This is a genomic window from Morganella sp. HSTU-ASny43, assembly GCF_022819185.1.
Classification (GTDB): Bacteria; Pseudomonadota; Gammaproteobacteria; order Enterobacterales; family Enterobacteriaceae; genus Morganella; species Morganella morganii.
The window spans coordinates 1-22,392 of sequence record NZ_WSPG01000026.1; the positions used below are offsets into that span (position 1 = coordinate 1).

The 22,392-nt window shown below is 50.9% G+C and carries 24 protein-coding genes; 16 read left to right on the forward strand and 8 right to left on the reverse strand.

What is annotated here, in order from left to right:
- On the reverse strand, nucleotides 1-200 hold a 200-nt coding region (locus GN208_RS13565; protein ID WP_347881005.1), incomplete at its 3' end, for a DUF6216 family protein.
- Nucleotides 201-472: 272 nt separating this feature from the next.
- Between GN208_RS13565 and yedE the strand changes: the two genes are divergently transcribed.
- The 9 genes from yedE to GN208_RS13610 all read left to right on the forward strand — a co-directional run bounded on the left by yedE (nucleotide 473) and on the right by GN208_RS13610 (nucleotide 10,644).
- Complete coding sequence (gene yedE, locus GN208_RS13570) at nucleotides 473-1,552, forward strand: YedE family putative selenium transporter (protein WP_004237334.1); 1,080 nt, start codon at nucleotides 473-475, stop codon at nucleotides 1,550-1,552.
- Nucleotides 1,542-1,811 carry a hypothetical protein gene (locus GN208_RS13575; RefSeq protein ID WP_004237335.1) on the forward strand — a complete coding sequence of 90 codons (270 nt, stop codon included), beginning with the start codon at nucleotides 1,542-1,544 and terminating at the stop codon, nucleotides 1,809-1,811. The genes yedE and GN208_RS13575 overlap by 11 nt, the downstream gene beginning before the upstream one ends.
- A gap of 169 nt (nucleotides 1,812-1,980) precedes the next feature.
- A complete protein-coding gene (locus tag GN208_RS13580) occupies nucleotides 1,981-3,447 on the forward strand; it encodes a TrkH family potassium uptake protein (protein WP_015422674.1) in 1,467 nt (488 codons plus the stop codon).
- Between the two features lie 92 nt (nucleotides 3,448-3,539).
- Nucleotides 3,540-4,031 (forward strand): YbaK/EbsC family protein, encoded by a 492-nt coding sequence (locus tag GN208_RS13585; RefSeq protein ID WP_004237337.1) that lies wholly within the window; start codon nucleotides 3,540-3,542, stop codon nucleotides 4,029-4,031.
- A 503-nt stretch (nucleotides 4,032-4,534) separates the two neighbouring features.
- On the forward strand, nucleotides 4,535-5,509 hold the full coding sequence (locus tag GN208_RS13590) for a substrate-binding domain-containing protein (RefSeq protein ID WP_004237338.1): 975 nt from the start codon (nucleotides 4,535-4,537) through the stop codon (nucleotides 5,507-5,509).
- 60 nt (nucleotides 5,510-5,569) lie between these two features.
- Nucleotides 5,570-7,063 carry a sugar ABC transporter ATP-binding protein gene (locus GN208_RS13595; protein WP_036417601.1) on the forward strand — a complete coding sequence of 498 codons (1,494 nt, stop codon included), beginning with the start codon at nucleotides 5,570-5,572 and terminating at the stop codon, nucleotides 7,061-7,063.
- On the forward strand, nucleotides 7,056-8,051 hold the full coding sequence (locus GN208_RS13600; RefSeq protein WP_243828444.1) for an ABC transporter permease: 996 nt from the start codon (nucleotides 7,056-7,058) through the stop codon (nucleotides 8,049-8,051). The genes GN208_RS13595 and GN208_RS13600 overlap by 8 nt, the downstream gene beginning before the upstream one ends.
- Complete coding sequence (locus GN208_RS13605; RefSeq protein ID WP_197708807.1) at nucleotides 8,051-8,998, forward strand: ABC transporter permease; 948 nt, start codon at nucleotides 8,051-8,053, stop codon at nucleotides 8,996-8,998. The genes GN208_RS13600 and GN208_RS13605 overlap by 1 nt, the downstream gene beginning before the upstream one ends.
- An 11-nt stretch (nucleotides 8,999-9,009) precedes the next feature.
- Nucleotides 9,010-10,644: an FGGY-family carbohydrate kinase gene (locus GN208_RS13610; RefSeq protein ID WP_004237342.1), complete on the forward strand. Its 1,635-nt coding sequence runs from the start codon at nucleotides 9,010-9,012 to the stop codon at nucleotides 10,642-10,644.
- A gap of 151 nt (nucleotides 10,645-10,795) precedes the next feature.
- On the opposite strand, the gene GN208_RS13615 is transcribed toward GN208_RS13610, so the two are convergent.
- Complete coding sequence (locus GN208_RS13615; protein WP_004237343.1) at nucleotides 10,796-11,260, reverse strand: Lrp/AsnC family transcriptional regulator; 465 nt, start codon at nucleotides 11,258-11,260, stop codon at nucleotides 10,796-10,798.
- Nucleotides 11,261-11,454: 194 nt separating this feature from the next.
- Between GN208_RS13615 and GN208_RS13620 the strand changes: the two genes are divergently transcribed.
- On the forward strand, nucleotides 11,455-12,063 hold the full coding sequence (locus GN208_RS13620) for a LysE family translocator (RefSeq protein WP_004237344.1): 609 nt from the start codon (nucleotides 11,455-11,457) through the stop codon (nucleotides 12,061-12,063).
- Nucleotides 12,064-12,142: 79 nt separating this feature from the next.
- Here GN208_RS13620 and GN208_RS13625 read toward each other — a convergent pair whose 3' ends face one another.
- The gene (locus tag GN208_RS13625; protein WP_004237345.1) at nucleotides 12,143-13,564 is read right to left on the reverse strand and encodes a PLP-dependent aminotransferase family protein; all 1,422 of its coding nucleotides are present in this window, start codon (nucleotides 13,562-13,564) and stop codon (nucleotides 12,143-12,145) included.
- Between the two features lie 138 nt (nucleotides 13,565-13,702).
- Here GN208_RS13625 and GN208_RS13630 point away from each other — a divergent pair, with 138 nt between their 5' ends.
- The 4 genes from GN208_RS13630 to GN208_RS13645 all read left to right on the forward strand — a co-directional run bounded on the left by GN208_RS13630 (nucleotide 13,703) and on the right by GN208_RS13645 (nucleotide 17,200).
- Complete coding sequence (locus GN208_RS13630; RefSeq protein ID WP_004237346.1) at nucleotides 13,703-15,043, forward strand: cytochrome ubiquinol oxidase subunit I; 1,341 nt, start codon at nucleotides 13,703-13,705, stop codon at nucleotides 15,041-15,043.
- A complete protein-coding gene (gene cydB / locus GN208_RS13635; RefSeq protein WP_004237347.1) occupies nucleotides 15,033-16,040 on the forward strand; it encodes a cytochrome d ubiquinol oxidase subunit II in 1,008 nt (335 codons plus the stop codon). Before GN208_RS13630 ends, cydB begins: the two co-directional genes overlap by 11 nt.
- Complete coding sequence (locus tag GN208_RS13640) at nucleotides 16,021-16,176, forward strand: DUF2474 domain-containing protein (RefSeq protein WP_004239496.1); 156 nt, start codon at nucleotides 16,021-16,023, stop codon at nucleotides 16,174-16,176. Before cydB ends, GN208_RS13640 begins: the two co-directional genes overlap by 20 nt.
- A 199-nt stretch (nucleotides 16,177-16,375) precedes the next feature.
- A complete protein-coding gene (locus GN208_RS13645) occupies nucleotides 16,376-17,200 on the forward strand; it encodes a siderophore-interacting protein (RefSeq protein ID WP_004237349.1) in 825 nt (274 codons plus the stop codon).
- A 44-nt stretch (nucleotides 17,201-17,244) separates the two neighbouring features.
- Here the strand turns inward: GN208_RS13645 and phoH are convergent, their stop codons facing one another.
- A complete protein-coding gene (gene phoH, locus GN208_RS13650) occupies nucleotides 17,245-18,030 on the reverse strand; it encodes a phosphate starvation-inducible protein PhoH (RefSeq protein ID WP_004237350.1) in 786 nt (261 codons plus the stop codon).
- A 310-nt stretch (nucleotides 18,031-18,340) separates the two neighbouring features.
- Nucleotides 18,341-19,339: an endonuclease gene (locus GN208_RS13655; protein WP_004237351.1), complete on the reverse strand. Its 999-nt coding sequence runs from the start codon at nucleotides 19,337-19,339 to the stop codon at nucleotides 18,341-18,343.
- Between the two features lie 179 nt (nucleotides 19,340-19,518).
- Here GN208_RS13655 and GN208_RS13660 point away from each other — a divergent pair, with 179 nt between their 5' ends.
- Entirely contained in the window at nucleotides 19,519-19,692 is a 174-nt protein-coding gene (locus GN208_RS13660) for a hypothetical protein (protein WP_004237352.1), read from the forward strand.
- Here the strand turns inward: GN208_RS13660 and GN208_RS13665 are convergent.
- Both GN208_RS13665 and GN208_RS13670 read right to left on the reverse strand, forming a co-directional pair.
- Entirely contained in the window at nucleotides 19,689-20,162 is a 474-nt protein-coding gene (locus GN208_RS13665) for a threonine/serine exporter (RefSeq protein WP_024472934.1), read from the reverse strand. The two genes, GN208_RS13660 and GN208_RS13665, sit on opposite strands and share 4 nt — an antisense overlap.
- Complete coding sequence (locus GN208_RS13670; protein WP_243828445.1) at nucleotides 20,162-20,950, reverse strand: threonine/serine exporter ThrE family protein; 789 nt, start codon at nucleotides 20,948-20,950, stop codon at nucleotides 20,162-20,164. The genes GN208_RS13665 and GN208_RS13670 overlap by 1 nt, the downstream gene beginning before the upstream one ends.
- A gap of 205 nt (nucleotides 20,951-21,155) precedes the next feature.
- Here GN208_RS13670 and GN208_RS13675 point away from each other — a divergent pair, with 205 nt between their 5' ends.
- Nucleotides 21,156-21,797, forward strand: coding sequence for a TetR/AcrR family transcriptional regulator (locus tag GN208_RS13675; RefSeq protein ID WP_015422673.1), 642 nt, complete (start codon nucleotides 21,156-21,158; stop codon nucleotides 21,795-21,797).
- A 26-nt stretch (nucleotides 21,798-21,823) separates the two neighbouring features.
- Here the strand turns inward: GN208_RS13675 and GN208_RS13680 are convergent, their stop codons facing one another.
- Nucleotides 21,824-22,234 (reverse strand): hypothetical protein, encoded by a 411-nt coding sequence (locus GN208_RS13680; RefSeq protein ID WP_004237357.1) that lies wholly within the window; start codon nucleotides 22,232-22,234, stop codon nucleotides 21,824-21,826.
- Nucleotides 22,235-22,392 lie beyond the last annotated feature (158 nt).

Here is a 22,392-nt window from a genome sequence, read left to right on the forward strand (position 1 = left end):
TTTTTATCCTTATAATTAAACCCAATACAAACCCTCCATATCCTTCTGACAACAGAAAATCCTGATTTTGATTTCTTCCTTATATAATAAAACAAGCCAATTGTTATTGATAAACATAAAATAAAAACCATTTCTTTGTTAAAGATTGATGATACATAAGATATTGATGTCTCAAATGAAATTGGCATTTTATTTATCATCCGCTAGTTAAATTGAGAATAAATTTTAATAAAAATTATGGCTGTAAACAATAGTGTTGTTACCTTTTATATCTCAATTTTTTATCAGCGATAACCTTCATCAGGATGATTTTACTATCTGCATCATTGTTCCGTGAATTTACGGAGATTAGTTACTGCTTTCAAAATCTTTGACCCGGGTAAAAGATATTATTTGTCACTGCGGTACATTGACCCTGTGCTTAATAGGTTCTATTAGTCAGGAGATAACATCTCCATAACGGAGTCATATAATGTCCGCAACAAAAATAATTATCATCATTTCCGGTATTATTATAGGGATCAGTGCTGTAGTCCTTGGTATATACGGAAACCCGCCAAATATGGGTGTTTGTGTCGCTTGTTTTATCCGGGATAGTGCAGGCAGTATGGGATTGCATAATACCGAAACCGTCCAGTATCTTCGTCCTGAAATTTTTGGTTTTATTCTCGGCTCATTCGGGGCTGCGGTTATTTTTAAAGAATTTCAGTCCAAAGCCGGTTCTGCACCGGTGATCCGCTTTACACTCGGTTTTCTGATGATGGCCGGTTGTCTGGTTTTTTTAGGATGTCCGCTGCGGATGATCCTGCGGATTGGTGCCGGTGATTTAAATGCGGTTGTCGGGTTATTAGGCCTGGTCGCCGGTATTGGTATCGGCAGTCTGTTTATTAAGAAAGGATTTTCATTACCGCGTAATTATCAGCAGTCTGCCGCTGAAGGCTTAATATTACCGGCGGTGTGCCTGGTCTTATTTGTGCTGTTTATTATCGACAGTTCCATTTTCAAATCCAGTGTCAAAGGGCCGGGAGCCGCTCATGCTCCGGTCTGGATGGCAATAACCGCCGGGCTTATTATCGGGGTGATTATTCAGCGTACCCGTTTCTGTTTTATCGGTATGGCTAAAAATATCTTTCTGTCCCGCAATTACACGATGGCAATCGGCGTTCTCGCCCTGCTGCTGGTTGTTATTGCCGGTAATATGCTCACCGGAAAAATCAATATCGGGTTTGATAATCAGCCGATTGCCCATAATGACGGGCTGTGGAATTTCCTCTCCATGTCACTGGTCGGATTATGTGGTGTCTTTATTACCGGCTGCCCGCTGCGGCAATTAGCCAATGCCGGACAGGGTAATACCGATGCGGCTGTCAGTGTGCTGGGGATGCTGACCGGCGCGGCTTTTGCGCATAATTTTTCCTATGCCTCAAGCCCTGCCGGTGTGACTGAAAACGGTAAACTGGTTGTTATTATTGGCCTGGTACTGACCATCGCCGTCGGCATTATTTATACCCGGCTTGCCAATAAAAAATCCGGAGCTGAGAATGCCGCATAACGGTCTGTTTCATAACTATCTGTTTCTGTTCCATGTGCAGCACGGATTAAAAAAACTGAAAATCCGTTTGCAGGAAGATTCCGTGGCATCATCCGTTATTGATGCGCCGCGCAGGATCACCACGGAATGTGAAACAGCGCTGGCTGCACAATTTTCCGCTGAAAATGATTATCTGAAGTATACCGGTGAAAATATCCGTGAAATCTGGCGGACGGACGGTTCGGATTATCAGCGGGTGTGGGCTGACGAAACGATGTAATATGGCTTTTTTGTGCCGTTATACTGACAGAAGGCTGCTGCCGGTTGCAGCCTTTTTTGATCCTGCTGCGCTGTTCAGCTGAAAACAATTTACAATCAGCGGCAATCAGTTCACTATCAGCTATTTCGTATTATCTGCTGTTTATTTTAGAAAATCCGGTGGTCATCCTGTGATATCAACCCGTACCCGAGTCATTATCCATCTGAGCAGTTTTCTGATAGTGATTTACAGCCTGACACTGCTATTACCGATGCTGGTTGCGCTTATTGCGCAGGAGCAGAGTTTTTTCGCGTTTGCCGGCAGTTTCCTGATTTTCTTTCCGGCCGGGTTAGTGTGCTGGTACCGCAGTAAAACCACCGGGCTGCAATTACAGACGCGGGACGGCTTCCTGGTTATTGCGGTATTCTGGCTGTTATTTTCTGTTATCAGCGCCATGCCGTTCTGGCTGGATGACCATCTGAATATGGCTTTTGAGGATGCCTTATTTGAAGGTGTTTCCGGTATTACCACCACCGGCGCCTCAGTATTTCACAATGTCACTGATTTGCCCCGCTCGGTTTTATATTACCGCGCCCAGCTTAATTTTATCGGCGGTCTGGGGGTTATTGTCCTGGCGGTGGCGATATTTCCGCTGCTGGGTATCGGGGGAATGCGTTTATATCAGTCTGAAATGCCGGGTCCGTTTAAAGATGAGAAATTAACACCCCGTTTAGCCAGTTCTGCCCGCAATTTGTGGTTCACCTATTTATTACTGGGATTTTGCTGCACGGTTGCTTTTAAACTGGCCGGAATGACCTGGTTTGATGCCTTATGCCACGGGCTGTCGACCGTCTCTCTCGGCGGGTTTTCCACTTACAGTGAAAGTATCGGCTATTTTAACAGCTCCGCGATTGAGTTAGTGGCAGGGGCTTTTTCATTATTATCCGCCGTCAACTTTACCCTTTATTTTGTGGCGCTGGCAAAACGCAGCCTGAAGCCCTTATTCAGTAATACGGAATTGCGTTTCTATTTTGCCGTGGCGGCATTGATTATCGGGCTGGTCTTTTTTGAAGTGTGGCGGGCAAATATGTATTCGTCCGCAGAAGAATCCTTTGTGCATGCTTTTTTCCTCACCAGCTCCATGCTGACAGATAACGGGCTTGCCACCGGTGATTATGCACAGTGGCCGTCTCATATTATTGTTCTCTTATTATTTGCCAGTTTTTTCGGTGGTTGTGTCGGCTCCACCTGCGGCGGAATAAAAGCGATCCGGTTTTTAATTCTCTCCAAACAGAGCTGGCGGGAAGTCTATTCCCTGATCCACCCGAAAGCACAAACCCTGATTAAAGTCGGTGATACCGTTGTGCAGCACCGGCTGATTAATTCCGTCCTGAGCTTTTTCTTCCTTTATGTTATTTGCACCTGCTTTTTTATCTGGTGCCTTAATCTGATGGGGTACGATTTAATGACCTCATTTGCCAGTGTCGCCGCCTGTATTAATAATATGGGGCTGGGGTTCGGGTTAACAGCACCCGGGTTCGGGGAGATCTCTCCGGCGGCAAAATATCTGCTCTGTTTTGCTATGTTATTAGGCCGCCTGGAGATATATACCCTGCTGGTGCTGTTATCGGTCAGTTTCTGGCGTAACTGGCCGTAGTTCACATCACATTCCGGACGCAAACACATTGGTTTTCCCTGTCGTTTTGATTACCGTGATCGGTAGTCAAAATAAGAAACAGGGAAAGCCGTATGTCTTCATCTGATAAGATCCTCCGCAAAATCACCACCCTTCTGGATAATCACCACGCCCGCTATGAAATAATGAGTCACGATGCTCTCGGGTTTACCTCTGATGAAGTTGCTCAGGTACGCGGTGTTGAGCTGGGGCAATGCTCCAAAGCCGTGGTGTTAAAAGTGAAAGGCAATGGCGTGAAGAAAAATGTGCTGGCGGTATTGCCCGGAGATGAAAAAATTGACAGCGAAAAACTGGCCGGTTTTTTCGGTGCGAAAAAGATTTCCTTTGCCACCGCTGAACAGGTGAAAACACTGACTGATTGTGTTCCCGGGGCACTGGCACCCTTTACATTTAATCCGGAACTGGAGCTGGTGATTGACCCGGTTTTGTTTGAACGCTACACCGATATCGCCTTCAATGCCGGGACGCTGACAGAAACCATTGTGCTGAATGCAGAGGATTACCGGACGATTGTGAAACCACAGGAGTTCAGTTTTATTCTGTGATACGTTTCAACAACCGCCGGTAAAAATTACAGTAAAATCAAATAATAAGTAAATCATATCTGTTGCTTGTGTTGTTTTATTTCAGAATTAATATCACCCGCTGATTTTATTTTGTGATTTAAATCACATTAAAGTGAAACAAATTCTATTGTTGCATTATAAACAATCGGTTCAGCGCGATTTTATCGTAAGTCATAAGTATTTTTACAAATGTCAATAAAAATACTTTCCGTATGGCAATAATAAAACGCATGAATTGTTTTTATTTGTGGGTTATTTTGTTAATTTTATGTTTCATTGATATGGTTTCATGTAATTTAATTACAAGCAACGTCAATTAAAACAATTTGGCATCAAGTTGATAACACAATCATATCAATAGTGGGCGCAGATCACATTTTTCAGTTCTTCCTCCCCTTTTTATCATCCCTGCTCCTATAGTCAGGCTTCTATTTGGTCTCCCTGCAACACTCTCTGTATCCATATAAAAAGGGTTATTACCGATGAAGAAATCATTTTTTAAAGTTGCGGCATTATCTGTTGCACTCTTTTCCGCCAGCGTCATGGCAAAAGAATACGAAATCGTCAACGTCGTCAAAGTCTCCGGGATTCCGTGGTTTAACCAGATGGATAAAGGGGTTCAGCAGGCGGCAAAAGATCTGGGCGTCAATGCTTACCAGGTCGGGCCTTCCACGCCGGATCCGGCTCAGCAGGTAAAAATCATTGAAGACCTGATTGCCAAGAAAGTTGATGCCATCACCGTGGTACCGAATGACGTGACTGTTCTTGAGCCGGTCTTTAAGAAAGCCCGCGAACAGGGAATCATTGTGCTGACCCATGAAGCACCGGACGGCCATAACGCCGACTGGGATATCGAAACTATCGATAACGATGCTTATGCCAAAGCAACCATGGATGAACTGGCGAAAAACATGGACGGCAAAGGCGGCTATGTGATTTATGTCGGCTCCCTGACCGTTCCTCTGCACAACAACTGGGCAAACCTGGCAGTTGAGTATCAGAAGAAAACCTATCCGGAAATGTTTGAAGTGACCAGCCGCATGCCGGTTGCGGAAAGCATTGATGCCTCTTTCGCGGCAACCAATGACCTGATGAAAGCCCATCCTGAAATGAAAGGGATTGTTTCTTACGGTTCACTGGGCCTGATTGGTGCCGGTGAGGCCATCAAGAAAAAACGTGCGAAAAACAAAATCAGCACCGCGGGTATCCTGATGCCTGCACAGGCTGCACCGTATCTGAAAGGCGGCGAAATCAAGAAAGGTTTCCTGTGGAACCCGGCTGATGCGGGTTACGCGCTGGTGTCTGTCTCCAAAGATATGCTGGACGGCAAAAAAGTAACTGACGGTGTGGAAGTCAAAGATCTGGGTAAAGCTGAAATCGATACTCAGAAACAGGTGATAAAATTCAATAAAATCCTGGAAGTTGACGGCAATAACGCCACCTCGCTCGGTTTCTGATCCTTCTTTATTTTTTGTTAAAAAGGGCAGCATCTATGCTGCCCTGTCATGGGCTGGTATATGTCAAAAGACGCACTGATTACCTTAAAACAGGTTTCCAAACACTTCGGCTCCGTCATTGCACTCGATAATATAAATCTGACGTTTAACCGGGGTGAGGTTCATTGTCTCGCCGGCAAGAATGGCTGCGGCAAAAGTACCTTATTCAAGGTGATCTCCGGGGTTCATCCGCCGGAAAAGGGCGCAGAAATTATTATTAACGGGCAAAGCTACAACAGGTTAACCCCGCAGCAATCTATTGAGCAGGGTATCCAGGTGATTTACCAGGATCTCTCGCTCTTTCCTAACCTGACCGTTGCTGAAAACATTGTGATTCAGGAACATGTTAAGTGGTACAAAGGGCTGGCTAACCGCCGCCGCCAGATGAAACAGGCGCAGGAAATTATCAGCCGCATTGGCTTGTCCCTGCCCCTGCATAAACGTGTTGAACAACTTTCCATTGCTGAATGTCAGCTGGTTGCTATCTGCCGCGCGATGGCAAATGACGCCCGGCTGGTGATTATGGATGAACCGACAGCCTCACTGACGCGCAGTGAAGTCAATCAGCTGATCCGCGTGGTCGCTGATCTGAAAGCCAACGGCGTCACCGTGGTGTTTGTCAGCCATAAGCTGGATGAAGTGATGGAAATTTCCGACCGGATCTCCGTGATCCGTGACGGGAAACTGATCGGAACATATGATGCGGATAAGATGAACAGTGATGAGCTGGCGTATCTTATGACCGGTCAGCGTTTCGAGTTCACACCGCTTTCTGCGTACAACACCGGGGGACTCTTACGTCTCAGCGCAGAGAAACTGACAAAGCAACATCAATTTTATGATATTGACCTGAAGCTGCATGCCGGCGAAGTGGTCAGCATTACCGGGTTGCTCGGTTCCGGACGCACAGAGTTGTGTCTGTCACTGTTCGGCATGACGAAACCGGACAGCGGCACCCTGCTGATCAACGGTTCACCGGTTAAGCTGCACTCCAACCGGGATGCGATTAACCACGGTATCGGCTATGTGTCGGAAGACCGCATGAGTACGGGGCTGGTGATGGCGCAGTCCATTCACGACAACACCACCTCCGTGATGCTGCCGCGTCTGACCCGCAAAGGCGGACTGCTCGATCACACCCGGGCGCATGAACTGGTCAGCGGACTGATTGAGGCACTGCAGATAAAAGTGTCCGACCCGGCGCTGCCGGTTACCAGTCTGTCCGGCGGGAATGCCCAGCGCATTGCGATCGCCAAGTGGATTGCGGCAAAACCGGATATTCTGATCCTCGATTCCCCGACAGTCGGCGTGGATGTCGCCAATAAAGAGAGTATTTATCAGATCATCAGAATGCTGGCCGCCGAAGGCATGGCGATTTTAATGATCAGTGATGAAATTCCTGAAGTATTCTATAACAGTCACCGGGTCATTGTGATGAAAGAAGGTCGTTTTACCCATGAGTTCAATCCGTTAACCACAACGGAGCAGGCAATCACGGAGGCGGTTAATGCTTAAGTCATGTCGTCATCTGTTTGCACATCATGAGTTCTGGCTGGCGGTATTAATTGTGCTGCTCAGTGTGTTTCTCAGCATCACCAATGTAGATTTTATGACATTGGGCAATGTGTTTGATATGACCACCAGCACCGCCATTCTGGCGATTATGACCTGTGGTCTGTTTGTGGTGCTGGTCTCCGGCGGGATTGATATCTCCTTCCCGGCCACGGCGGCCACCGCGCAGTATGTGATGGCTACTTATGTGCTGTCACAGGGCGGCAATTTCTTTATCGCCTTTGCTATCGCGGCGATTGTTGGTTTACTGCTGGGGCTGATCAATGCCCTGCTGATTTACCGCCTGAAAGTACCGTCTATTATTATCACCATTTCCACCCTGAACATCTTTTTCGGCCTGCTGATCTATTTCACCAACGGCGAATGGCTGTACGGTTTCCCGGAGTGGTTTATGGATGGGGTTGAGGTGATGTCATTTACCGGCAGCGACGGTTATGACTACGGCCTGTCCCTGCCGATCCTGACCCTGATTGCCGTGATTATTTTCACCGGTTTTCTGATGAGCAAAACCCGTATCGGCCGTCAGATTTATGCGGTCGGCGGTAATGCGGATGCCGCGAAGCGTGTCGGTATCAGCATTCTCGGCGTGATGCTGTTTGTTTACGGCTATATGGGCGCGCTGGCGGGGATTGCTTCTGTGGTGCAGACACAAATTACTCAGTCCGTTGCACCGAATGCCCTGATGGGCTTTGAACTGACAGTGCTGGCAGCTGTGGTATTAGGCGGTGTCAGTATGACCGGCGGCAAAGGCTCTCTTACCGGGGTTATCCTCGGGGTTGCCCTGCTGGCAATTGTCAAAAACGGCCTGACCCTGGCCGGTGTCCCGTCTTACTGGCACACCGTACTGACCGGGCTTATCATTGTTATCAGTATCAGTTTCACCGCGTATAACGAAAAACGCCGTGCCGCTGCGGGAGGTCATCTGTCATGATGTCAATGCTGAATCTGCGGAGTGACCGCAACATTATTTACCTGCTGGTGATCATGGCCGCAATCCTGCTGTTGCAGGGGATGTTTAATGCAGGTGCGTTTTTCTCTGTTTCCAACTTCCAGTCAATGACGTCCCAGATGCCGCTGCTCGGTATGCTGGCGCTGGCAATGTCTGTCTGTATGCTGACCGGCGGGATCAACCTGTCCATTATCGCCACCACCAATGCCTGCGGGCTGGTGATGGCGAGTGTGATGGCGATGAGCCCGGGTGATGGCGCCATGTTACTGCCTGCCCTGCTGGCCGGGCTGGTCACCGCCGTGATTATCGGTCTGATTAACGGTTTTCTGATTGCGTTTGTCGGAGTGTCTCCGATCCTCGCCACCCTCGGGATGATGACCTTAATCAACGGCCTGAATGTCCTGATTTCCGGCGGTACCGTAATTTCCGGCTTCCCGCCGTCACTGCTGTGGCTCGGTAACGGTACCCTGCTCGGGATCCCGATGCCGCTGATCCTGTTCCTGCTGTTTGCGTTCCTGCTGTGGGGATTGCTGGAATATACGCCGCTCGGCCGTACCGTTTATCTGATGGGTTCTAATGAAAAAGCAACGCGCTTTTCCGGCCTGAACACACAGAAAACCATTATGGCAGTGTATGTGATTTCATCTGTTCTGTGCTGGGTGGCCGCGATTATTATGATGGCTAAGTTTAACTCTGCCAAAGCGGGATACGGGGAATCTTACCTGCTGATCGCTATTCTCGCCTCTGTGCTCGGCGGCGTGAACCCGGACGGCGGCTTCGGACGCATTATCGGCATTGTGCTGGCCCTGTTTGTCTTACAGATGCTGGAAAGCGGCCTGAACCTGCTGGGTGTCAGCAGTTACCTCATCATGGCACTGTGGGGCGGTATTCTTATCTTATTTATTGCATTGCAGAAAGCCCGGTCATAAGGGAGCGGATTATGAGTGTCTATTTTATTGGTGTGGATGTCGGGAGCGGCAGCGCCCGGGCCGGGGTTTTTGATGCTGCCGGACGCAAAAAAGGCGAAGCAAAGCGGGATATCCGTCAGTTCAAACCACAGGCGGATTATGTGGAACAATCCTCCGATGATATCTGGCGCAGTGTGTGCCTCGCGGTAAAAGATGCGGTGGCACAGGCACGTATCGACCCGATTCAGGTCAAAGGCCTCGGTTTTGATGCCACCTGCTCCCTGGTGGTGCTGGATAAACAGGGTCAGCCGCTGACGGTCAGCCCGACCGGCCGCAGCGAGCAGAACATTATTATGTGGATGGATCACCGGGCTATCAGTCAGGCGCAGCGGATCAATGACACCAAACATCCGGTGCTGGCGTATGTCGGCAACCGCATCTCGCCGGAGATGGAAACACCGAAACTGTTATGGCTGAAGCAGAACATGCCGACCACCTGGGCGAAAGCGGGCTATTTCTTTGATCTGCCGGATTTTCTGACCTGGAAAGCAACCTATACCAACAGCCGGTCACTCTGCTCCACCGTGTGTAAATGGACCTACCTCGGCCATGAAGATCGCTGGGATACCCATTTCTTCCGCCAGATTGGCCTGGAAGATCTTCTGGAAAACGATGCGCAGATTATCGGCCGCGAAATCCGCCCGATGGGTGAGCCGGTCGGTAACGGCCTGACACCAAACGCAGCGGCAGATTTGGGGCTGATCCCGGGCACGCCGGTTGCCACCTCGATTATTGATGCACACGCCGGCGGTATCGGCGTGCTGGGTGCCGCAGATGCCACCGGCGCACAACCGGATTTCAACACCCGGCTGGCGCTGATCGGCGGTACTTCATCCTGTCATATGGCGGTATCCAAAAATGCCCGCTTTATCGACGGGATCTGGGGTGCCTATTACAGTGCTATGATTCCGGGTTACTGGCTGAATGAAGGCGGACAATCCGCAACCGGCGCGCTGATCGACCATATGATCACGTCACACCCGCAGTACAGTGACGCGAAAAAACTGGCTGAACAGAACCAGCAGACGGTGTATCAGCTCCTCAACGACCGCCTGCTGGCACTGGCGGGTTCAAAAGAGGATATTGCCCTGCTGACACGGCATATCCATGTGCTGCCTTATTTCCACGGCAACCGCTCGCCGCGTGCAAACCCGAATCTGCGCGGTGTGGTGACCGGTCTGCGTATGACCCAGACCCTTGATGATCTCGCGCTGATTTATCTGGCGACCATCCAGGCGATTGCGCTGGGCACCCGTCATATCATTGAAGAGATGAATAAAGCCGGATATGCCATTGATACCATCATGGGTTGCGGCGGCGGCACCAAGAACCCGATCTTTATTCAGGAACACGCTAATGCCACCGGATGCGCCATGCTGCTGCCGGAAGAGAGTGAAGCGGTTCTGCTGGGTTCGGCCATGCTCGGCTCTGTGGCTGCGGGCTTTTATGCCTCTATCCCGGAAGCGATGCAGGCCATGAGCCGGATCAGCAAAACCGTGACACCGCAGACAGAGAGCATCAAACAGTTTTATGATGCCAAATACCGCGTATTCCATCAGTTGTATCATGATGATCAGCGTTACCGGCAACTGATGTCCGAAGTATAATATTCTGGTTTTATCTGCAGAGGCGCGTTTTTTAACGCGCCTTTTTCTTTGCCTCTGATTTGACCCTCATCACAAAATCACTGCGCAATCCTGTTGCTTATAACCTGCATGAGTGCACAATTCTGTTGCTTTTCGTGATAATCCTCACAGTTTACAGGGGTAACGCGTGTGTCACCTTCAGGGTTTCCATCGGCACTTCCGTTTTAACGCTTTGAATACTTGGGATTTGTGTCAGATGATCGGCATGAAAGCGGCGGTATGAGGTCAGGTCTTTGGTCACAATGCGGATCATCGCATCGCATTCACCGGCCATCAGATGACACTCCACAATCTCCGGCATTTCATTAATGGCCGCGACAAAATCATTGATAGTCTGTGCGTCCTGCCCCTTAAACCAGATACGGGCATAGAGCATCAGCCCAGCGCCTATCTTGCTGCCGTCCAGAATCGCCGCATAGCGCCTGATAACGCCGGTTTCCTCCAGACGACGTACCCGTCTCAGACAGGGTGACGGAGAGAGCCCCACTTCGCGTGCCAGCTCCACATTCTGCATTCTGCCGTTACGTTGCAGCTGGTCCAGGATCCGCCGATCCATCTTATCCAGTTCAATTGACATTTAAATCACCACCTGATAGTTTCCGCGCAATAATATTGCTAAGAATAGTTTTTTCGGGTCAATTTAACAACCTAATTTCCCGCAAAGCCCCGTATAATTTGCATAACAAATCATGACGTCACAATATTGAATTAAATTCTTAATATTCAACAGATTGTGAATTATTCATATATTTTTTGAACTTGGGGTGTCGTATGGTCATAAATACATTGATGGTGTTTGGCGCAACCGTGTTACCCATTGTATTTGCTCCCGGACCCGATATTTTATTCGTTTCATCACAAGGTCTCGCCAGCGGTTCCCGCGCGGCACTGAAAGCCAACATGGGCGTGCTGCTGGGTTACGGTATGCATTCCATTCTGGCGGCATTCGGGCTGGCAGCCGTTGTGGTGGCATCCCCGGTTCTGTTTAACGGCATGCGCTGGTTCGGCGTGGCCTATATTGCGTATCTGGCTTTCCGTATGGTGATGTCTGCCATGCACAAGAGCGAAATGCCGCCGATGCAGCCGGCAGCAAAATCGGTTATCACCAAAGGCTTTTTTACCAGCTTCCTGAACCCGAAAGGCCTGCTGGTCTACTTTGCTATCCTGCCGAACTTTATTTCCGGCAGTGAGAGTGTTGCGATGCAGTCCCTGTTGTTATCCGGTGTGTATATCGCCAGCTGTGCCATTGTTTACAGCGGTGTGGCACTGATTTTCGGCCAGATGAGCAAAGGGGAATATAACGACAAACGCCGCCGTATCGGTGAAGGCGTTGCCGGGGGATTACTGGCCACCGCTGCAATGAGCCTGGCATTCAGTTAATCTGCGGAAAGTCAGCGTAATCAGCAAAACGGGCACTGAAAAGTGCCCTTTTTTATATCTGTGCCATGACAAATTTGTATTACCCCTGTGTTTTCTTCAGTACATGACACAGCTGCCCCAGCACTTTCATGGCGTTATCCAGCCGCTCATTCCATTCAAATGAGCAGTTCAGGCGGAAGGCGTGATTAAACTGGTCACTGGTGGAAAACATCGAGCCGGGCGCGATACTGATCTGCTCATTGAGTGCCATACGGTACAGTTTGACGGCATCAAACGGCGGTTCAAATTCCAGCCAGAGGAAATAGCCGCCCTGCGGGCAGTTGACCTTCACATCTGACGGGAAATATTCGCTGATGGCATACAGCATCCGGTGCTGGCGCTGCTCCAGTTGCTGGCGCAATTTTTTCAGATGTGCATCATAACCGCCCTGGCCGAGATATTCCGCAATCGCCTGTTGTGTCGGCATACTGGCGGATACGGTACTCATCATCTGTAACTGCTGGACTTTGCGGGCATGTTTACCGGCCGCCACCCAGCCGACCCGGAAGCCCGGCGCCAGACATTTGGAAAACGAGGAGCAGTGGAAGAAATTGTTGTCTTTATCCAGGCTTTTCGCCGGTTGCGGCGCGTCGCTGCCAAACCAGAGTTCACTGTAGACATCATCCTCAATCAGGGCGATTTCATGCCGTGTCAGGATCTCCACCAGCCGCCGCTTGTTTTCCGGCGGCATGGTACCACCGAGCGGGTTCTGGAAGTGCGTCATCAGCCAGCAGGCTTTGATATCATAGCGCCCGGCGACTTCTTCCAGCGCATCAAGGTCAATCCCGGTCTGAGGATCGGTTTTGATCGCCACTGCTTTCAGGCGCAGACGTTCAATCGCCTGTAATGCGCCGTAAAATGCCGGGGATTCAATCACCACCCAGTCACCCGGTTCCGTGACCGCCTGCAGGCTCAGTGACAGTGATTCCATTGCTCCGGCGGTGATAACAATATCATCCGGCGAGACATGGATACCCTGTGCGGCATAGCGGCGGGAAATATTACGCCGCAGTTTTTCATTACCGGGCGGCATATTGACCACCGCGCTCTGCGGTGCGATGCGGCGGGCCACTGCGCCCAGCGCTTTGGAGAGCTTCGGCTGCACCAGCAGCGAAGGATCGGGGAATGCCGACCCGAACGGAATAATGGCCGGGTCTTTGCAGGCCTGAAGGACATCAAACAGCGAGGCGTTGATCTCCACATTTTCACTCAGGTGCATACCCAGACCACCTTTGGCCTGGGCAAACGCCGGGGCGCGTTTGGCGACAAAATACCCGGACTGCGGACGGGCCACCACCCATCCCTGGCTCTCCAGTAACTGATACGACTGTACGACAGTCATCAGGCTCAGTCCCGACTGTCTGGCACTTTCCCGTAATGACGGCAGCCGGTCACCAACCTGCCAGATATCATCTTCGATCTGCTGTTTTATCTGCTCTGCTAACTGTTCGTAGCGTGTCATGGAGCGCTCTCCGTAAAACTGTTATGGACATTTCATGACTAATTGTCACTATTATACTTTAGCAACTCATGGTGTACTGTGCCACACATTTCATCTGCGTAATTATCATTTACATAGCTATAACAACGAGAGGTCACAATGTTTGGGTTAAGTGCCCTTGAGCTTGCGCGAATTCAGTTCGCCTTCACTGTGTCGTTTCATATCATTTTCCCTGCAATCACCATCGGCCTGGCGTCATTCCTGGCGGTGCTTGAGGGGATGTGGCTGAAAACCCGCAATGAGGATTACAAAAAGCTCTTTCATTTCTGGTCAGCCATCTTTGCCGTGAATTTCGGCATGGGGGTGGTTTCCGGTCTGGTGATGGCCTATCAGTTCGGTACCAACTGGAGTTTCTTTTCTGAGTTTGCGGGATCAATCACCGGTCCGCTGCTCACTTATGAAGTACTGACTGCGTTCTTCCTGGAAGCCGGTTTCCTCGGCGTGATGCTGTTCGGCTGGAACCGTGTCGGTGAAAAGCTGCACTATTTCGCCACCTGCATGGTTGCGCTCGGCACACTGATGTCCACTTTCTGGATCCTGGCTTCCAACAGCTGGATGCAGACCCCGCAGGGGCATGAGGTGATCAACGGTGTTGTGGTGCCGGTGGACTGGTTCGCGGTGATTTTCAATCCGTCCTTCCCGTACCGCCTGCTGCACATGACAACTGCGGCATTTCTGGCATCCGCCTTCTTTATCGCTGCTTCTGCCGCCTGGCATCTGCTGCGCGGCAACAAATCCGGTGCCATGAAAAAGATGTTCTCCATGTCATTGTGGCTGATTGTGGTTCTCGCACCGCTCCAGGCACTGATTGGTGATGCGCACGGGCTGAACACCCTGAAACATCAGCCGGTTAAGGTTGCGGCAATGGAAGGTCACTGGGAGAACAAACCCGGGGAGGCCACACCGCTGATCCTGTTTGGTATTCCGGATAATGCTCAGGAAAAAACCCGCTATGCCGTGGAAATTCCCGGACTGGCCAGTCTGATCCTGACACACAGCCTTGATAAGCAGGTGCCCGCACTGACTGAATTCCCGCCGGAAGACAGACCGGACAATGTGTTCGCCGTGTTCTGGTCATTCCGCGTGATGGCCGGCCTCGGCATGCTGATGCTGCTGGCTGCCGCCCTGAGCCTGTGGCTGCGTTACCGGGGGCGTTTATATGATTCCCGGCCTTTCCAGCGCTTTATGTTATGGATGGCACCGTCCGGGCTTATCGCGATTCTCGCGGGCTGGTTTGTGACTGAAATCGGCCGTCAGCCGTGGGTGGTTTACGGGTTACAGCGCACAACGGATGCCGTTTCAGCACACGGTGAGATGCATATGAGCATCAGCCTGCTGATCTTCTTTATTGTTTATGGTTCTGTGTTTGGTATCGGCTACATCTATATGATGAAACTGATCCGCAAAGGTATCGCGCCGGAGGTGTCTCATGGGCATTGATTTACCCCTGATTTGGTTCGTCATTATTATATTCAGTACGCTGATGTATATCGTAATGGACGGCTTTGACCTCGGTATCGGCATCCTCTATCCCTTTGTGAAAAGCAATGCTGACCGCGACCTGATGATGAACAGTGTCGCCCCGGTCTGGGACGGTAACGAAACCTGGCTGGTGCTGGGCGGGGCCGCGTTGTTCGGTGCTTTCCCGCTGGCCTATGCCGTGATTCTGGATGCACTCGCCATTCCGCTGACACTGATGCTGGTCGCGTTAATCTTCCGTGGTGTGGCTTTTGAGTTCCGCTTTAAAGCAGATGAACATCACCGTTATTTCTGGGATCGCGCGTTTCTGATCAGCTCAGTTATCGCCACTTTTGTGCAGGGTGTAGTCGTCGGCAGCGTGATTGAAGGTTTTCCGGTTGCAAACCGCGCCTTTACCGGCGGTGCCTTTGACTGGCTGGCGCCGTTCCCGCTGTTCTGCGGTTTCGGTCTGGTGATCGCGTATGCCCTGCTCGGCTGCGGCTGGCTGGTGATGAAAACGGAAGGTCATTTACAGCAGCAGATGTATAAGGTGCTGAAACCTCTGACCCTGGTGATGCTGGCGGTACTGGCCGTGATCAGTCTGTGGACACCGCTGGCGCATGACACCATTGCGGCGCGCTGGTTCAGCTTCCCGAATATTCTGTTCTTCCTGCCGGTACCGCTGCTGGTGCTTGTCTGTGCCGTTGCGCTGTTCCGCAGTGTCAGCCGTCATCTGCACTATACGCCGTTTTTTGCGGCACTCGGCCTGGTTTTTCTGGGTTTCACCGGACTCGGTATCAGTATCTGGCCGATGATTATTCCGCCGGTGATCGATTATGAAATGGCCGCCGCCCCCGGCGAAAGTCTGAGCTTTATGCTGGTTGGCGCTTTATTCATCATACCTGTGATCCTGGTATATACCTGGTGGAGTTATTATGTCTTCAGAGGAAAAATCACCCATGACCAGGGCTACCACTGAGTCTGCCGCAGCGGCCCCCTGGTGGAAAAAAGCCGCCTGGATGGTCGCTATCTGGGCAGGCAGTGTTCTGGCATTGTTTGCAGTCTCATCGCTTTTCCGCTTATTAATGACGGCGGCGGGAATGAAAGTAAGATAGTCGTCATGTCTCATCAGTAAGTACCTCATCAGTACGTCATGCACTGTGTAAGCAGCTGCATTGCCCGGCACACCGTACCCCCATACGGTGTGCTTTTTTAAATAATTTTATTGATAATGATTACCATTCTTCTGAATTCCTGATACACTCCGCGAAATAGATATAACGAAACTAATAACAATAGAACGGAGAATTGCGCATGAGCCGGGAAAAAAATATCTACCGCCCTGCACCGCCGCGTCTGATTCAGGTGAAATCCTTTACCGACGTCACCCCCAATCTGCGCCGCATCACCTTTACGGCTGAGTCACTGGATACCTATCCGGCAGATTGCGAAGGTGGTCACCTGAAGCTGTTTATTGCCAAAGATGCGCCGAATCCGCCTGCTCTGCCGGTATTGTCCGATAAAGGACCGGTCTGGCCGGAAGATAAACCACGGCCGACCGCCCGTACCTATACCGTGCGTGCGATCCGCCCTGAACTGAAAGAAATCGATATTGAATTCGCTATGCATGATGATGCCGGTCCGGCGGTGGATTTCGCCAGAAATGCCAAACCGGGTGATTATATCGGTATTACCAATCCCGGCGGACCGGATCCGCTGCTGCCGGTGGCGAAACACTACTATATGGCAGCTGATTTAACAGCACTTCCCGCTGTTGCCGCGCTGCTGGAAAAAATGCCTGCAGAGGCTCAGGGCAATGTGGTGATCCGCATCGATCATGCGGATGACCAGCAGGTGCTGAACAAACCGGCGGGTATCACCCTGCACTGGGTGACCGGCGGCACAGAGAAAACCGCTGAAGTCACCGCACTGTTTAAAAGCTGGCCGGTCGCCGATGTGACAGAGTGTACGTTCTGGATTGCCGGAGAAGATGCGATGGTCAGGGATCTGCGCCGCTATGTGCGCCGTGAACTGAACGGGGAACACAGTCAGATGTATGCGATCCCGTACTGGCGTTTCGGTTATGACGAAGAAGGTTATCACCGCCTGCGCCATGATGTGATGGATGCTGACGACTGAGAATAAACAGGCTGCGGCAGTGTCTGCCGCCGCAGCCGCTGTGATCAGTTATACGCCTGCAATGCCCGCAGACAGAGTGACGAACGTACACAGTCATCCTGCGTGAAAGACACCACTGATACCATATCGTCATCCCGGAAACGGCGCAGCACATCGGCCAGCCCGGACGGGACATTGCCCGGTAAATCACACTGACTGACATCACCGTTGACAATCACTGTCACATTCTCCCCCATCCTGGTCAGGAACATTTTCATTTGTGTGACAGTTACGTTCTGTGCTTCATCGAGGATCACCACCGCATTCTCAAAGGTTCGTCCGCGCATGTAGGCAAACGGTGCAATTTCCACCTTACCTATCTCCGGACGCAGACAATACTGTAAAAATGAAGCCCCCATCCGTTTCACCAGAACGTCATACACCGGCCGGAAATACGGCGCGAATTTTTCACTGATATCTCCGGGCAGAAAGCCCAGATCCTCTTCCGCCTGTAACACCGGACGGGTGACAATAATCCGCTCGATTTCCTTATTGATCAGTGCATCTGCCGCCAGTGCGGTACTGATAAAGGTTTTGCCGCATCCGGCCTCGCCGTTGGCAATAATCAGTTGTTTATGCGCTATCGCTCTGATGTATTTATCCTGTGCATCATTTCGCGGTAAAACAGCACTGTTGTCGCGTTTTTCCCGCGCCATGCCGATAGCTTCCACCCCGCCCGCCGGGATAAAAACCGCCACATTATCATCATTAAAACGTGCCCTGCGCGACTCTTTCCGGCTCATTCGTTTTGCCTCTTTGCGTGCTCTGACTACCGCTTTTTGTCTGCCCATAATCTTAATCCTGTTGATTTCTGATGACGGAATAACTGAAACAGTGAGTTGGCAACCGGCGGCTCCCTTCAAGCCATGAGTGAACATTCAGATAAAAAAAAGCCGGTGATAAATCCGCCCTGTTGTTCAGGGTATTTATCACCGGCCGGTACTGTCGTTCGTCTGTATGTCGCATTCGTTATCCTCAGATGACAAACTAAAGCGAACACTAAACTGACTTTGTGACAGTATAATGACAATACTTTCTTTTCAGCAATTAAAATCGGCGGATATTTAACATTTTTGCCACATTTCTGTTATCCGCCGCACATCAGCGTGCTTTGCAGTTCTTCGCCATACTATAGCCTGCGGCCTGTGCAGAAGCGGCATCAGGGAACATTTCAACATTTTTACTGCTGATCCGGTTATAGCCCGGGCAATCCGGAAAGTGGTAAATCTTACTGTTACGGTTACCGCGGATACGCTGATTTTCAGACTTTTTTTCTGCCTGCGGCGGTACGTTTACCGGTGTCACCGGCACGGACGGCAGGCGGGTAAAAATACCGTCAGCACTGTTGATATGCCCCGGCTCCCAGCGGCGTTCGCCGGTCACAAACGGGTTTGACTGCCCGGTAACCGCACGGATACGGCGATCCCGTTCCCGCTCGGCGGCAGACGGCGGAAATTCGCTGTCCCACACCATCAGTAATTTCTGCTGCTGTTCTGACATTGCCAGATCGTAGCGGTCATGCATATAGAACCAGACCCGCGCCACCTCGCCTTTGACTTCATCGCGCGGCTCGAAAACCCGCTGCTTAAAATCCACCCGGCTGGTGCACTGCCCGTAGCTCTGTGAACCGGCGCCGCGTGCGATCCCGTAACGAAAATTACTGCGATCCCCGTTGACTTCGCCGACAGACGGCGCCAGGTTGTGGAGATCTGCTTCCATTGCACGGAAGACCGGGTCCTCACTGACACAGTTTTTGCGCCCGCCGTTCTGCCAGCACTGACGCTGATGCCCGAACACCCAGGCAGGAACAATATGCTCCCACTCAATCCGCTCTGCGCGGGTCAGCTGTGACCGTACACGGTAACCGCAGCTGTTCAGATCCACCCGGCCGCCGGATTTTCCGGTCCACTCCCACTGACAGCCGCAATACAGTGTTCCTTCCCCCTGCGGGTTACGGTTCTGGTCGTAATAAATTTTTTCACGGGCCACTATTTTGGCCTCGTCAAACCGTTCCGGCACAGCTGCAAATACCGCAGACGTAATAACACACAACAAGAATAATGAAACACGAAATGATTGAAAAATACGCATATAAATCATAAACCAACAGAATACCAGGGGTGGCAATTATGCCACGCCGTGCGGGAATTATCGCCACAGATTTTTTATTAATCTGTCAATCCGCCGGATAAGACAATTTCAGGGTGTTTTTTTACAGAATGGTTTTAATTCAAAACGTTATACTACGCAGCCATCAATACGAATTCCGGAGAATAACGATGCATCCGCTGGTCGATGAGATGATAGAAGAAATAGTCGGCACCGCCTGTGCCTACGATGATAATGAGGTTGATGTCCGTGTGCAGGAAAGCCGCAACCGGGTGCAGATTCAGATTAGTGTGACCGATAAACCGGTTATGGACATTATCCTGAATCTGACCCGTATCAGTTAAACGCGCGGACGCTTGCGGTACAACCACAAACCGGGAACAGACAGCCCGATAGACAACGCGCCGACCACAAAGCCCGCCCGCAGGAAATTGCTCACCAGCATCTCCAGCAGTTCCGGGGTAAAACCGGACTGTGACAGTTTGATCACCGCCAGCATTGCCATATAGGCATTAATACCCGGAAACATCGGGATTATGGCCGCTACGGTAAAGACTTTCGGGTGTGCCAGCCACCAGCGGGACCACTGAATACCGATGATCCCCACCAGCACCGATGCCCAGAATGTGGCGGCAACGATGTCAAAACCGGCGGCAATCAGCATAAACCGGCTGCCGTGACCTATCGCCCCCAAAAGTGCGCAATATTTCAGTGCCCGTTTCGGCACGTTAAATACCATAGCAAACCCGGCCGCCGGAATAGCCGCCAGCAGCATATCCTGCGCCAGTGCAGCCAGAAAAGAGAGTACCGTCATCATATCCAGTCCCTCAGGCTGCCGAGTGTGATCGCGGTAAAAATACCGATACAGGTTGCCAGGGTAAGCAGGCTCGCCATCGCCCAGCGGGCAAGGCCGGTGTTAACATGCCCTTTGAACATATCCGCAACCGCGTTGATCAGCGGAAAACCCGGCACCAGCAACAGCACGCTTGCCGCCATAGCAATACCTGACGTTGCCGAAAACAGCGGGATTTTCAGCATCATTCCTGCCACCATCGTGGCAACAAACGCCGTAAAACAGAAGTTAATCAGCGGGTTCATATGCCGTGCGGTCAGCACCTGACGGACATACATCGCACAACCGCTGGCGGCAAAGGTAATCGCCGCCCCGTCCCAGCCGCCGTTATTCAGCTTACAGAAACAGGCACAGGACAGCGCCACCATCAGCACCATCACCCAGCGCGGATAGCGCAGTGGTTTCATATGAGCGAATTTTTTCTGCACCCCTTTGCAGTCAAGATGACCGTGCTCCGCGAGGATCACCACATGCTGCACTTCTGTGACGATATGCATATTAATACCGCGATCGACCACCTTGCGGGTGGATGTCAGGCAATGCCCGTCAATGATCGTGGTCAGCACAATGGCATTCGCCGAGATGGCGCAATCCACCTGGTCAGCTCCCAGAGCCTTCCCTGTCCGTCCCGCCAGCTCCTCCACCAGCATGCTTTCCGCACCGTGCTGTAACAGCAGCAGCCCGCACTCGATACACAGGCGGGTGATTGCCCGCTGCATATCCTGTGTAATCTCTTTCCCCTGTCCCATAATTTTACCGTTAACCGTTGATGGTCCGACTTTCCCGCTATTCTAATTCTTTGTATTAACAACTCACTGGGTTTGATCAATAGTTTGATAATAAATAGTCTTACTATGCCGTAATTGCAGTATGGCAGGGAAACAGGCTATTGAGCAATCCTGCGCGGCGTGGTTAAATCAGGACATATCACTGCCACAGGAGCCTGTATCTGTTATGTCATCCACCCCGTCACCATTAACCCCGAAAGGGCAGCGCCGCCGTCATGCCATTCTCACCGCCGCTGCGGATGTTTTTATCCTTCATGGTTACGAAGGCACGACTCTGGATATGATAATTGAACAGTCCGGCGGGTCACGTTCCACTCTGTATACCTCTTTTGGCGGGAAAGAAGCATTGTTTCTGGCCGTCATAGACCATCTTATCAGCGGAATTTTTGAGGATAATAATGAAGAGGAAAAACCGGAAACAGCGCCCGATGCGGAGACACTGTTATACACCAGCGGCAGACGCTACCTGTACAGTATTGTCCACCCGCAGTCACTCGGCTTATATCAGCTGATTCTGGCGGAATCACAACGCTTCCCGCAAATCAGTGAACAATTTTACCGCGCCGGTCCGCTGCGTGCCGCACAACAGCTGGCGGCCGGACTGAAAGCACTGCCCGACATCACCGCGTCTGAGGACACATTACTGGCCGTTGCCGCCCGTTTTCTGGAAATGCTGAAAGCCGACCTGTATCTGCCGGTTTTCAGTCATCGTCATAACAAGCCAACGGCGGAATTTATTGAAAAACAGCTGCCGTTATCTGTGGAGATAACGGCCTGTTACCTCCGCCACACATTAACACCCCAATGAACAGCGGTTATCATTAACATCTGCCTTCAGGCGGTCACTTCTGCCGCCTTTTCCCGGGCCGCTGCCATGTCATCAGCAACAAACACCGGCACACCGTAGACTGCACCGGCCATCGGCGCGAATTTCTCCAGCTCCGCTTTGTCCCCGGTTTCCTGATTGACGGTCAGGATCATCACACTGCAATATGCCGCCATTTTCTCTTTTCCGGTTTTCAGCCAGCGGCGGACATACTTACGCGCATCCATATCTTCCTGTGTATCCGGCTTTTCCGGCCCGTCTTTCGGCGGGTAAATTAATGCGAATGGTGTCTGCTTGTCCAGCAGCGCATCCAGCTCTTTCACCCACTGTTCTGTTTGTGCCATATTTTCCGGGAATGACTGCATTATCACCACCGGGAAGACGCCTGTATCCATATGAACAAAATTAACTGCTGACATAATAACTCCGTAATCCTTTTTGTATTTATCGGTACATTATTATTCCGGCAGAAACCTGTCAACAAATAAGAATGCGGTTCAATTGCATCAGCACAAATTGCGCATTATCTGCCCGCAGGTGCCGGGCTGTGTTATTCTTATGCATAAAGTAAGTAATT

Bases quoted from the DNA above. Each gene is read 5' to 3' on its own strand.
- GN208_RS13630 (WP_004237346.1), top strand. From the start codon at position 13,703: ATGTTTGGGTTAAGTGCCCTTGAGCTTGCGCGAATTCAGTTCGCCTTC.
- GN208_RS13610 (WP_004237342.1), top strand. From the start codon at position 9,010: ATGAGTGTCTATTTTATTGGTGTGGATGTCGGGAGCGGCAGCGCCCGG.
- GN208_RS13670 (WP_243828445.1), bottom strand. From the start codon at position 20,950: ATGGGACAGGGGAAAGAGATTACACAGGATATGCAGCGGGCAATCACC.
- GN208_RS13680 (WP_004237357.1), bottom strand. From the start codon at position 22,234: ATGTCAGCAGTTAATTTTGTTCATATGGATACAGGCGTCTTCCCGGTG.
- GN208_RS13590 (WP_004237338.1), top strand. From the start codon at position 4,535: ATGAAGAAATCATTTTTTAAAGTTGCGGCATTATCTGTTGCACTCTTT.
- GN208_RS13620 (WP_004237344.1), top strand. From the start codon at position 11,455: ATGGTCATAAATACATTGATGGTGTTTGGCGCAACCGTGTTACCCATT.
- GN208_RS13615 (WP_004237343.1), bottom strand. From the start codon at position 11,260: ATGTCAATTGAACTGGATAAGATGGATCGGCGGATCCTGGACCAGCTG.
- GN208_RS13640 (WP_004239496.1), top strand. From the start codon at position 16,021: ATGACCAGGGCTACCACTGAGTCTGCCGCAGCGGCCCCCTGGTGGAAA.
- GN208_RS13600 (WP_243828444.1), top strand. From the start codon at position 7,056: ATGCTTAAGTCATGTCGTCATCTGTTTGCACATCATGAGTTCTGGCTG.
- GN208_RS13605 (WP_197708807.1), top strand. From the start codon at position 8,051: ATGTCAATGCTGAATCTGCGGAGTGACCGCAACATTATTTACCTGCTG.
- GN208_RS13665 (WP_024472934.1), bottom strand. From the start codon at position 20,162: ATGACGGTACTCTCTTTTCTGGCTGCACTGGCGCAGGATATGCTGCTG.
- GN208_RS13660 (WP_004237352.1), top strand. From the start codon at position 19,519: ATGCATCCGCTGGTCGATGAGATGATAGAAGAAATAGTCGGCACCGCC.
- GN208_RS13595 (WP_036417601.1), top strand. From the start codon at position 5,570: ATGTCAAAAGACGCACTGATTACCTTAAAACAGGTTTCCAAACACTTC.
- cydB (WP_004237347.1), top strand. From the start codon at position 15,033: ATGGGCATTGATTTACCCCTGATTTGGTTCGTCATTATTATATTCAGT.
- GN208_RS13645 (WP_004237349.1), top strand. From the start codon at position 16,376: ATGAGCCGGGAAAAAAATATCTACCGCCCTGCACCGCCGCGTCTGATT.
- GN208_RS13625 (WP_004237345.1), bottom strand. From the start codon at position 13,564: ATGACACGCTACGAACAGTTAGCAGAGCAGATAAAACAGCAGATCGAA.
- yedE (WP_004237334.1), top strand. From the start codon at position 473: ATGTCCGCAACAAAAATAATTATCATCATTTCCGGTATTATTATAGGG.
- GN208_RS13585 (WP_004237337.1), top strand. From the start codon at position 3,540: ATGTCTTCATCTGATAAGATCCTCCGCAAAATCACCACCCTTCTGGAT.
- phoH (WP_004237350.1), bottom strand. From the start codon at position 18,030: ATGGGCAGACAAAAAGCGGTAGTCAGAGCACGCAAAGAGGCAAAACGA.
- GN208_RS13675 (WP_015422673.1), top strand. From the start codon at position 21,156: ATGTCATCCACCCCGTCACCATTAACCCCGAAAGGGCAGCGCCGCCGT.
- GN208_RS13575 (WP_004237335.1), top strand. From the start codon at position 1,542: ATGCCGCATAACGGTCTGTTTCATAACTATCTGTTTCTGTTCCATGTG.
- GN208_RS13655 (WP_004237351.1), bottom strand. From the start codon at position 19,339: ATGATTTATATGCGTATTTTTCAATCATTTCGTGTTTCATTATTCTTG.